The sequence below is a fragment of the Actinoplanes sp. NPDC048796 genome (genome assembly GCF_040650035.1).
In the GTDB taxonomy this organism is placed as follows: domain Bacteria; phylum Actinomycetota; class Actinomycetes; order Mycobacteriales; family Micromonosporaceae; genus Actinoplanes.
The window spans coordinates 196,658-207,682 of sequence record NZ_JBEZGO010000002.1 but is presented as its reverse complement, the minus strand read 5'-3'; the positions used below and the strand labels follow the sequence as shown (position 1 = coordinate 207,682).

7 protein-coding genes are annotated in these 11,025 nt (G+C 72.5%); 2 read left to right on the top strand and 5 right to left on the bottom strand.

The genetic code is table 11. The features are described from left to right. Window positions 1–90: 90 nt before the first annotated feature. Window positions 91–957 carry a glycoside hydrolase family protein gene (locus tag AB0C26_RS09215; protein ID WP_360244192.1) on the top strand — a complete coding sequence of 289 codons (867 nt, stop codon included), beginning with the start codon at window positions 91–93 and terminating at the stop codon, window positions 955–957. Window positions 958–961: 4 nt separating this feature from the next. Here AB0C26_RS09215 and AB0C26_RS09210 read toward each other — a convergent pair whose 3' ends face one another. The 5 genes from AB0C26_RS09210 to AB0C26_RS09190 are packed head-to-tail and all read right to left on the bottom strand — an operon-like array spanning window position 962 to window position 9,896. Next, window positions 962–2,284, bottom strand: a complete 1,323-nt coding sequence (locus AB0C26_RS09210) for a helix-turn-helix transcriptional regulator (RefSeq protein WP_360244190.1) — start codon at window positions 2,282–2,284, stop codon at window positions 962–964. A gap of 10 nt (window positions 2,285–2,294) precedes the next feature. Continuing rightward, on the bottom strand, window positions 2,295–5,120 hold the full coding sequence (locus AB0C26_RS09205; RefSeq protein ID WP_360244186.1) for a stealth conserved region 3 domain-containing protein: 2,826 nt from the start codon (window positions 5,118–5,120) through the stop codon (window positions 2,295–2,297). After that, the gene (locus tag AB0C26_RS09200) at window positions 5,117–6,067 is read right to left on the bottom strand and encodes a hypothetical protein (RefSeq protein ID WP_360244183.1); all 951 of its coding nucleotides are present in this window, start codon (window positions 6,065–6,067) and stop codon (window positions 5,117–5,119) included. Before AB0C26_RS09200 ends, AB0C26_RS09205 begins: the two co-directional genes overlap by 4 nt. Beyond that, entirely contained in the window at window positions 6,060–8,090 is a 2,031-nt protein-coding gene (locus AB0C26_RS09195) for a PIG-L family deacetylase (protein ID WP_360244180.1), read from the bottom strand. The genes AB0C26_RS09200 and AB0C26_RS09195 overlap by 8 nt, the downstream gene beginning before the upstream one ends. A gap of 21 nt (window positions 8,091–8,111) precedes the next feature. Then, window positions 8,112–9,896 (bottom strand): stealth family protein, encoded by a 1,785-nt coding sequence (locus AB0C26_RS09190; protein WP_360244177.1) that lies wholly within the window; start codon window positions 9,894–9,896, stop codon window positions 8,112–8,114. 178 nt (window positions 9,897–10,074) lie between these two features. Here AB0C26_RS09190 and AB0C26_RS09185 point away from each other — a divergent pair, with 178 nt between their 5' ends. After that, window positions 10,075–10,995: an endonuclease/exonuclease/phosphatase family protein gene (locus AB0C26_RS09185; protein WP_360244174.1), complete on the top strand. Its 921-nt coding sequence runs from the start codon at window positions 10,075–10,077 to the stop codon at window positions 10,993–10,995. Window positions 10,996–11,025: the final 30 nt, after the last annotated feature.

Genomic DNA, 11,025 nt, shown 5'->3' with positions numbered 1-11,025 from the left:
AACTTTTGCCTGGTCGGACGAAAGTTAGCCGGTGCGCCTCCCAGTAATCTGGGATGTCGCGCGGGCGGGCGGCTCCCCAATCATCGACCTATGCGAATTCGTAAACTGCTTGGAGCGGCGACGCTGATGCTGGCCTTCGCCGTGGTGCCGGTGACGAGCGGGAGCACGCCCGCGTACGCCTCGGGATGTGACGGCGGCGGATCGGTGCCCGGCAATCCCGGCGGCGTACCCGAGGAGCCCGAGGAGCAGGACGGGCCGCAGATGACGCCGGAGGAGATGCGGGCCTTCGTCGCCCGGCACGAGAGCCCGTACGGCCTTCAGGGCAACCCGCACGTCTACAACGACACCAAGGGCATCCCGACGGTCGGCGTCGGCTTCAACCTCAACCGGTCCGACGCCCGCGAGAAGATCGCCGCCGTCGGTGCGAATTACGACGCCGTACGGGCGGGCACGCAGAACCTGACCCAGCAGCAGATCACGACCCTGTTCGAAGCCGACTACCTCGGCGCGGTGAAGACGGTGCAGCGCCACATCCGGACGTTCGCCACGCTCAGCTCGACCCGGCAGGCCGTACTCGTCGACATGGCGTTCAACCTCGGCCCGGCCGGCTTCGCCGCGTTCAAAAACCTGATCAACGCGGTGAACACCGGCAACTGGGAGGCCGCGGCCCGGGCCATGACCAGCTCACTCTGGTACCAGCAGGTGAAGACGCGCGGCGTGCAGGACGTCAAGCTCATGCGGCAGGGCGCCGTCTGCGAGCCGGTCGACATGCCGCCGGCGCCGACCACGACCGGCGGCAACCCGGTGAACTACCCCCACGACGTGCCGGTCTGGCCGGGCGAGGACGAGACCACGGTCGGCGGCAACACCAACAACCCGATCGCGTGCTCGATCCGCAGCTTCAGCGTCTACTACGAGAACCACTGGGTCGACGTCATCGAGATCACCTGCGGCTGAGCCGTCACCGATGGCGGGCGCCGGTCGCGCCCGCCATCAGCAGCGCGGCGAACTCGCGGCGGCTGCGAACCCCGGCCTTGTCGAACACGGCCTTGAGATGGTCCTGCACAGTCCAGGGCGACACCGCGAGCGCCTCGGCGATCCCCGCGGTGCTGAGCCCCCGAACGGCCAGCGTCGCCACTTGCGCTTCCCGCCCGGTCAGCCCGAACGCCGCGAACACCACCGGCATGAGATCACCCACCCCCGCCGGCGCGGCCACGACAGCCACCGCCGCCCGCCCGCTCGAGCCCGCTCCACCGTTCGCGCGTCCGGTTTTTTCCCCGCCCCTCTCGCCGTCCGCGAGTCCGGCATCTCCCCGGCCCGCTCTGCCATCCGCGGCACCGGGCGGGCCATCGTCGGCGGCGCCGAGTACGGACGCGTGCAGCACGTGCCAGGTGCCGTCGGCGGACCGGGCACGCAACGGCAGCGCCGGCACCGGCATCCCACCGGCCGCGGCGCGGGCGTGTTCGGCCGCCATGACGAACGGCAGCGGCACGCCGAAGACCGCCCCTGTCTCCGCGGCCAGTTCACCGGCCAGCGCGCGCCCTCGCTCATCGGCCTGCACCAGGCGGTTGTCCGGCCCGATCACAAGCACAGCCGGCGCCGAATCCGCCGTCGCCGCCCCAGCCGTCCGCGCCAGAGCCGCCGCCGCTCCTGATCCGCGCGCCAGAACCGCCGCCGCTCCTGATCCGCGCGCCAGAACCGCCGCCGCTCCTGATCCGCGCGCCGGATGTGCCGCCGCTTCCGGGTCGCGGGCCGGGGTTTCAGCCGCGGCGGCGAGGCGCAGGGCCGCGCCGATCAGGGGAGCGGCCGCCGACGCCAGCGCCAGTTCGCCGGGCCGGTAGTGGCCGCGGTCCGGGGCGCGCATGAAGGCCGCGCAACCCCACAACCCGCCGCGATGGTCGAACACCGCGCGCAGCTCGTCGCCGTACCCGGCCGGCTGGATCAGCTCACGCCACCGGCGGCTGCGGGCCGGCCGTCCCCGCGTCGCGTTGCTCAGGCTCTCCGCCGTCCGGCCCTCGACCCGGATCGCCGGGAACGTGGCTATGCCGTCGCCCCACACCTCCAGCTCGACCGCCGCGCGGAAGTCGGCCATCCGCAAGTCTCGTGTGTGGACGGACGTCACCAGCCCGGTCGCCGGATCGCTGTCGTGCCAGCAGACCCCGTCGTACCCCAGCGCCGGCCGCAACAGCGCGTCGCTGCGCTCGTACACCTCACTCGCGCTCAGCGGCCGCCGGCCGAGACGCGCCAGCTCCGCCAGAATCCACCGATGTCCCCCGCGCGGCATGCCCGGCATGCTATCGCCGGTTGCGTTCGCTGCCCTTCTCGAACTGGCTGGGGATCGGGAAGTAGGCGGCCAGGAACGCCTGGATGATGCGGGCCTGATCCTCGGCCGGCACGTCGCTGTCGTGGAAGTCGTTGAGGCAGAACACGTCCTGGTTGCGCTTCTGGAGCAGCGCCTTGAGCCTCGGGTGCTGCTCCTCCAGGCCCACGTTGACGAAGCCGCTGCGGATCTCGCCGTTCACCGCGCGGCCGGTGATCAGGCCGTAGTGGTGGGCCAGTGAGGACAGCGGGGAGACGTCGGTGGCCGACCGGACGCGGTTGCCGGCGGTGCGCCGCATCGCCTCGGCGAACTCGACCTCGATGGCGGCCAGCGTGCTCCGCCGGTGTGCGTGCGGCGTGTGCAGGAAGCCGTGCGTGAGGGTGCGACCGTACGCCTGCTCCAGCAGCGCCCGGTTGTTCTTCGCGGCCACCGCGAACGCCTCGTCGGACGGGCTGATCGGGGTCAGCGGGATCTGCGTACGGCTGGCGAACGCCTTCGGCAGGCCGCCCGGGTTGAAGAACATCTGCGGGCCGACGAGCCGGCCGAAGAACACGTCGTCGTTGAGGTAGAGGAACTGCTCGGACAGGTCGTCGATGTGGTGCAGCTGGGTCTCGATGGCGTGCGAGTTGAACGTCGGCAGGTCGCCCGGCTCGGTGAAGATGTCGCGGTGGTCGACGATCCGGATCCGCGGGTGGTCGAGGTCGAGCCAGTCCGGCACCTGCCGGTCGGTGACGATGAAGATGCGCCGCACCCACGGGGCGAACAGGTCGATGGAGCGCAGCGAGTAGCGCAGCTCGTCGCGGTCGCGGAACCGGGCGGTGCTCAGGTCGGCGCTGGGGGCGGCGGGCGGCAGGCCGAGCGCGGCCGACTTCCTGTCCAGCCACGCCGGGTCCTGGCCGTCGACCCAGGTGTAGACGACGTCGACCGGGAAGGTCAGGTCGCTGACCAGGTGGCGGGTGAACGGGTCGACGGTGCGGTAGTCCCGCTCGCCGATCCGGATCGAGGCCGGGGTCAGGGAGGCCACCGCCAGGGGGTTGCCGGCCAGGGTGGAGGCCGGGCCGGCCAGCTCGGTGCCGTCCTCGGACGGCGTCCAGAACTCCATCTCGCAGCCGTAGATGGCGCCCAGCCGCATCGTGTGCCCCGAGGTGATGACGGGTTCGAAGACGCGGATCGACGCGGCCGCGCGCAGCTGCTCGACGTTGTCGCTGACCGCGGCCGGCCAGTTGCCGAGGGTGCGGTGCCGTACGTCGAAGCCCTCGGCGTAGGCCGGGCGTTCGTGGGTGGCCCCGGCGAGCGCGGTCAGCGCGGCCAGCCGGTCGGCCTGGCGGACGGCGACCCGGTAGGTCGGGGTGGTCTGCCGGACGAGGAAGTAGTCGACGCCGCCGGCGTCGAGGGCGGCGACGACCAGGTCGAGATTGGCCTTGGCCGCCTCGTGCGGGGCCACGTCGTCACGGACCTGGGTGAGCTGGCCCCGGCTCCAGATCAGGTTGGGGTGCCGGGCCTGGGTGGCGGTGTTGAAGGCGTCGATGTCGGGCGCGGTGAGGTCGGTGACCGGCGCCTGCTTCTCGACCACCCCGGCGTCGGTGCTCTGCGCCTGGTGCAGGGCGAGCGCGAAGGTGCGGCGCTCGGCCCAGTCCGGGTTGTCACGGCCGGCCAGCAGCTCGGTGTACAGCTGCTCCCAGTGCGCCATCACGACGTCGGGCGCGAAGGCGCCGACGGCGACCGCGGCCGCCTCGCCCATGGCGTGCCGCAGATCCTCGTCCTCGATCATCTGGCGGAACCCGGCGGCCAGGGCGTCGATGTCGTTCGGCGGGATGAGCAGCCCGGTCTTGTCGGGCTCGATGATCTCGCGAGGACCATTGGGGCAGTCGTACGCGACCACCGGCACCGCCGCCGCCATGGCCTCGACGATGGTGAGCCCGAACGATTCGACCCGGGAGGTCACCGCCACGACCGAGGCCTTGGCCCACTCGTTCTCGATGGTGGTGGTCGAGCCGAGCAGCTGCACCTGCTCGCCCAGCCCGAGGGAGGCGATCTGGTCCTCGAGCGGACGGCGGTTGCCGTCGCCGAAGATGCGCAGCGACCAGTCCGGATGGTCCGCCGCCACCTGGGCGAAGGCGCTGATCGCGTGGCCGAACTGTTTCTCGCCGGTCAGCCGCCCGGCCATCACGATGCTCGGGTTGGTGCGGCTGGACCGCGGCCGGTACCCGTCGTCGATGGAGTTCGGGATGATCGCCAGGCGGGGCGCGGCGTCGCCGAAGAGCGAGGCGAACCAGGCCCGGGTGGGCTCGGAGAGCAGCACCACCGCGTCGAGCCGGGCCGAGAACCGCTTGAGCGGATCGCCCGAGGAACCGCGGAGCTCGGCCACCCGGTGTTCCTGATGGACGGTGACGACGCGGCGCGGCACCAGCTCGGTCATCACGGCCATCAGGGCCGGGGTGGTCGAGACCACGATGTCGGCCGTGGTCTCCCGCAGGACCCGCTCCAGCTCCAGGTCGGCCAGGCGGGTGAAGGCCTGCTCCCACTGCGGGCGGACGAGCGCGCTCGGGGTCGCCGACAGCACCCGGCAGACCTCGTCGCTCAGCTCCCGGCCGACCGGGCGGTGCAGGGACTCGCGGGTGTCCACCAGATAGGTCATCCGCACCCGGGGGTCCACCTCGAAGGCGGGGGCGTCGGCCGTACGGAAGACGCTCAGCACCTCGACGTCGTGCCGGCCCGCCAGCCAGTTCGCCTGGCGCAGCACCGCGCGTTCGGTGCCGCCGATGGCGTCGCCCCAGGTCAGCAGAAACGTGATTTTCATGGTTGGCCGTTCGCGGAGGAGGGAGAGCCGATCGGGCGGCAGGCGAGCGTCAGGCTGCCGGCCGGGGTGTAGTAGGGGCGCAGGTTGACCGAGAGGCCGGGCGCGGCCCAGACGATGCCGTGCGGAGGGACGAGCACGGGCTTGGGATTGCCGACGTCGTGCAGGAAACGGCCGACCCGGAGCCGATGCCCGGCGGTACGCAGGTGCACGTCGAAGAAGGTCTCGGTGACCTTGCTGAGCGCCGCCAGGTCGTACACCGGAACCTCGCAGCGCAGAACGTCGCCCACCGGCACGGCCGCGGCCCGGACCCGGCCCTCGCCGGTCCGCGCGGTCAGTTCGAAACCGGTGACCGGCTCGGCGCAGCCGAGCAGCCGCACGTCGAAGCGGGCCCGCAGCCAGTCGACGGTGACCGAGGTGACCTCGGCCGTCGGGGCCGGGGCGACGACCGCGACGCCCAGCCGGCCGCTGCGCGTCGTGCGCAGCTCGTACCGGCGGCCGGTGGCCGGATCGGCCGGGGCCAGAACCGTCGGGCCGTCGCGCCGGGCGTCCTCGGGGCCGCGCAGGACGGCGTACGAGGTGGTGCCGGCCCGCGTGTGCAGCACGGCCTCCAGCAGCCACGGCGATCCGGGCGCCAGACCGAGCCCGCGCGCGTGCCCGCTGAGCAGGGCCGTGGCCGCCAGCGCGGAACCACCGGCGTCGGCCCGCACCCGGGCCGCGACGGTGTGCCGGACCCGGCCCCGGGAGAGTCGCAGCTCGGCGCCGGTGATGTCGGCGGCCGCGACACCGGGCACCGGGATGTCGAGGTTGACCGTCCGCCCGTCCAGCACCTCGGCGAAGCGGGTGGTCAGCGCCGGGCCGCGCCGCATGGCGGTGCTCAGGGCGCGGGCCGGGGCGTCGAGCCGGACCACCACCTGCCGCAGGATCCGCCGGGAAGTCGTGTCAGCCACGGGAGCCTCCGATCGGGGGCAGGGCGGCCCACTCGCCGAAGCCGGCGTCGCCGGTTCCGGTCTGCCGGGCGACCCGCAGGGTCCCGTCGGCGCCCAGGACGGCGACGGCGAGGGCGCCGGTGGCGTCGGCCGCGATCGACGGCGAGCGGAGGAACATCCCACCGGCCGGTGACCACGAAGCGGACGTACCGGCGCCGGTCGGCTGCCGGGACAGGCTCAGGGTGCCCTGGTCGTTGCGCTGGGCCAGCAGGGTGATGCCGTCCTTGACCGGGGTGGAGAAGGCGGCCACCGGCCCGAACCCGCCGTCGCCACCGATCGCCGCCGGCTGGGACGGCCACGCGCCCTCGCGGGTCTGCCGTGACACCGTCACCTCGCCGTGCGGGCCGGTCCGGAAGACCAGCAGCAGGCGGCCGTTGTGCTCCCGGGTCACCGTGACCGGACCGGTCGGCTCGCGGCGCAGCATGGCCACGGGCGCCGCGAAGGCGCCGTCCTCCTGCTGGTCCCAGCGCAGCACGGTCTGGTTGGTGCCGGCGAACAGGCTCAGCCGCCCGTCCCGGTTGGCGGCGAGCGCCAGACCTTCCTGGACGACCGAGCCGCCCAGGTCGGACCACCCCTCCCAGACGTCGGCCTTGAGCTGGACGCGGGAGCTCACCCCGCGCCCGAAGTTCCGGACGAAGACCTGGAGCCCGCCGTCGGGGCGCACGCCCAGGACCGGCATGCCCATCTCCCGCATCCGCAGCGTCGCGTCGGCGCCGCCGTCGGCCGGGTTGCCGAGTTCGGCCCAGTCGCCGAAGGGCCCGTTCGGCGTGGCCTGCGAGGCCACCACGAGGATCCGGCGCTGCCCGCGGGGCGAGGGGGTCAGCGGCTGGCGGACCGCGGCCAGGTGCAGGCAGCCGTCCGGCCCGGCGGCGACGTCGAGGTGTGGCGTGAGGTCGCCCGGGCCGGCCAGGCGCTGTGGTTCGTCCCAGGTTCCGCGGCCGGGCTGGCTCTCGCGCCAGACGTACGCGTGCCCGTCGAGCACGGCGAAGGCGGCCAGCCGGCCGTCGGCCTGCAGGCGCAGCCAGGAGGTCGAGCCCGGATAGCGCTGGGTGGTGCTCTGCCCGTACCCGGTGGTGTGCGCCTGGTCGCCGACCAGGTAGTCGCCGCAGCCGACGGCGCCGCTCCGGTCGCCGTGCGTTCCGCCGTACGTGTCGAGGATCGACCGTTTGACGGCGAAGGCGGCCTCGGTGAGGTTGGTCGGCCAGTGCCGGTTGTAGTAGCCGCGGTAGCTCTCCACCGGTGGCGTGGCCCGGCCCTGGCGGCGCTGCCACCGCCGTACCGCGTGCAGGGCGAACTGGGCCGCGGCGGTGTGGCTGGCATGGTCGGAGTACCGGATGGCGCCGCCACGCTCGTACGTCGTGTGGTCCGGGTCGGGGTCCATCACCCGTACCACCGAAGGCTTGCTCTCGGCGAGGATCTCCTCCAGGAGATCGAGCAGGTCGTCGCGGGTCAGCGCCTGACCGGCGGGCAGCGCGCTACCGGTCGGCACGAGCACCGCCAGCCACGGGATGTCGCCGCTCCAGAGCGCGTCGATGGCGCGCGGCGGATCGCCGGCCCGGGCCGCCTCCTGCCCCTCCAGGCTGACGAAGACCAGCCGGACGTGCGGGGCCGCGGTCAGCACGGCGACGTCGACCGTCGCGGTCCCGTACCGGACCGGAGCCGTCGTCCACGGGCTGTTCCGATCGCCGGTCACCATTTCGGCGTACGCGGACCGAATGCCGTTGTACCGCGCGGCCGCATAGCCGGCGTGGTCCACCGGGTGGGAGGAACGGTCCGGGACGCCGTACGGCACGTTGCGGCCGTCCGCCTCGCCCGCCGTCAGGTAGACCGTGGTGGTCGGCGCGCCCGCGGCCAGGGCCTGGTGCACCGCCGGATTCATGAAGTACAGGTCGTCGTCGCAGTGCGCCACGATCTGCACCTGCGTACCGGCCGGCCACGCCGCCCCGAAGTCTCTGATGCGGCGTTCACGCCGGAGAAATGACAATGTCCCGTTTCCTAGCGCACGTCAGGCCGGCAGATGGTCGGTCGCGGTGGCCCGGCCGGCCTGCCGCGGCACCGGCGGGCGCGCCGCCCGGGCCAGCGCGGTCGCGCTGAACGCGGCCCGCTCGGCGGTCACCTCGTCGGGCAGCTCGAACGGCGAGCGGAACGGGAAGTACTGCGGCAGGAAGTCGGCCATCATCGCCGCCTGCTCGCTGAGCGCGACCGTCGCCGAGTCGGTGTCGTTGAGGCAGAACACGTCGCAGTGCCGGCGCGACAGCAGGAACGCCAGCTGGACCGGGGTGGACGGGTGGGCCAGGTCCGCGTACGTGTACTTGATCGAACCGGGCACGGCCCGGCGCGTCGCGTACGCCCAATAATGCTGAAGCGACGACGGGATGGACAGGTCGCCGGGGTGCCGGAACGAATGCTCGGCGGTCCGCAGCACCTCCTGCGGCAGGTGACGCTCGATCTCCTGCAGGACGCTCTTCTGCAGCGGGTACGGCACGTGCTGCATCTTCTGCGTGATCGAGCGGCCGAACTGCTCGAGGATGTGCCGCCGGTTGTTCTTGCCGGCGGCGGTCACCGGCGCGTCGTACACGGTCGCCGGTCCCGCCTCCAGCTGCGCCTTGGACTGGAAGAACTTGGCGATGCCGTTGGCGTGGAAGAACGCGCTGGGCGGCACCGGCCGGCCCAGGAACATGTCGTCGTTGAAGTAGATGAAGTGCTCGGCCAGGCCCGGGATCAGGTGCAGGCGCGACTCGATGGCGTGCGAGTTGAAGGTCGGCAGCACGCCGGTGCCGCCGAACAGCTCGCGGTGGCTGATCACGGTGAGGCGGGGATCCGAGTCGTCCAGCCACGGCGGGATCTGGTCGTCGGTGACCAGGAAGATGCGGCGCACCCAGGGCGCGTACGTGACGATCGAGCGCAGCGAGTACTTCAGCTCGTCCCGGCTGACGAACCGGGACGCGTTGGTGGCGATCGTGTTGATCTGCTCCTGGCCGATCGCCGCCAGGGCCGCGTTCTTGCGCTGCATCCAGTCCGGGTCGCTGCCGTCGACCCACGTGTAGACGACGTCGATCGGGAAGCGGACGTCCTCGACCGGCACGGCGCTGAACTCGGACCGCGACCGGTAGCGGGGCCGGCTGTCGGACAGCGGCATCATCGAGCTGAGCGCCACCGGCGGCACCTGGTGGTACTCGGCGGCCGCGGGCAGCGCCTCGGCGACCCGGTTACGGCGCGGGGCGGCGATCATGTCGGGCGCGCCGCCGGAGCCCTTGACCGTACGCCAGAACTCGACCTCACAGGCGGAGCCGCTGCCCAGCACCGTGGTGCCGTAGGGGTCGGTGGCGGGGAAGTAGACCTGCACGCCGCTCTTGCCCGACTTGCTGACCCGGAAGCCCTGCTCGCCGACCTCGCCCGGGCGCACGACCGCGCTCCGAAGCTCGGGGGCCGACCGCAGAGCCTCGAGGGTGCGGTCGCGGTCGCGGCGGTTCACGGCCACCGAGCTGTGCAGCTCGATGGCTGGGCGCACGCAGAAGTAGTCGATGCCGGCCCGGTCCAGCACAGCGGTCACGGCGTCGAGGTTGCGCCGCCACGCGTCGGCCGGCGTCATGGAGGGCGCGACCGTCGCGTGCACGGTCCGGCCGGCGTCGCGGGCCTTGACGACCTGCCCGGGCTGGGCCGCCTTGGGCAGCTTGCTCTGCCGGGTGAGCCGGCGGACCAGCCAGAGCTGCCGGTGGGGCGGCAGCACTTCGAGGATCCGCAGGCGGTACGCCTTCGGAAACACGCGGTAGACGCGCAGGGCGATCACCGGCAACCGCCGCGGCGAGACAAACTTTCGATAGTCACAAGTGGCTCCCCCGTTGTCCGCTATGGGCGCAGCCGGACCACACAGCGGAAGGGAGGTTAACTACAAGCAAACTGCGAGTCAATCTCATGTACAAAAGGTGCGCGGTTGCCGTAAGCACCCAGCGGGTATGACGTGACCGATGCGCAGGCAAACGCGCCGGTGGGCGGCCCGATTCGCGGTTCTCGCCTGCGCGGCCGCCGGTGTGATCGCCATGACACCGGAAAGGGACGGCGTCGAGGTCGCTCAGCCGCCCGGGCTGCGCTTCCTGGCCTACAACATCTGCGGTTCCGGCGGCAGCCGGGCGTTCCTGTGCACCGACGACATGACGAACGCCTCCCGCGGCGAAGTGCCGGCGCGCGCCGGTGAGGTGGAACGGCAGGTGGCCGAATGGAACCCCGACGCCGTCTTTCTGAACGAGGTCTGCCGCAACCAGTACGACGCCATGGACGAAAAACTCGAAACGTCCGGCTATACCGGTCTGTTCGTCCGGACCGCGACGACAGCCAACTGCTGGGTTGACGGCGGCGCCGGCTCGGCCGACGCGGGCCTGGCGCTGTTCGCCCGCAACCTGAGCCCGCTGCCCGCCCGGCGACTCGACCCGCCCGGCGCCGTGGGGGAGCAGTACTACCTGCTGTGCGGCGACACCACCGCCCAGGGCACGACGATCCGGGTCTGCTCCACCCACTGGACCGCCTCCGACCCGGCGGCCAACCGCTACCAGGCGGACCAGGTCGAGAAGATCGTGAACCCGTGGCTCGACGCCGGCATCCCGGTCGTCCTCGGCGGCGACCTCAACGTGGAACCCGGCGACGAGACCCTCGACCACCTCTACACCCGCTTCGCCGAGGTCGGCGCGCCCTGCGCCGACTGCCGAAGCGGCGAGGCGACGTACGACCAGTGGAAGCCACCCGCCGACCGCCCCGACACCAAGCTGGACTACATCTTCCTCAGCCGCGACCACTTCACCGGCCTGTCCGGCGACGCCGTCGACGCCGACCCCACAGTCACCGACCACCAGGCCCTGCGCGGCGCCGCCCGACTCCGCCGCGCCCTGCCGTAGCTCACCTCCGCGCCCAGCCTCTTCGCGGAG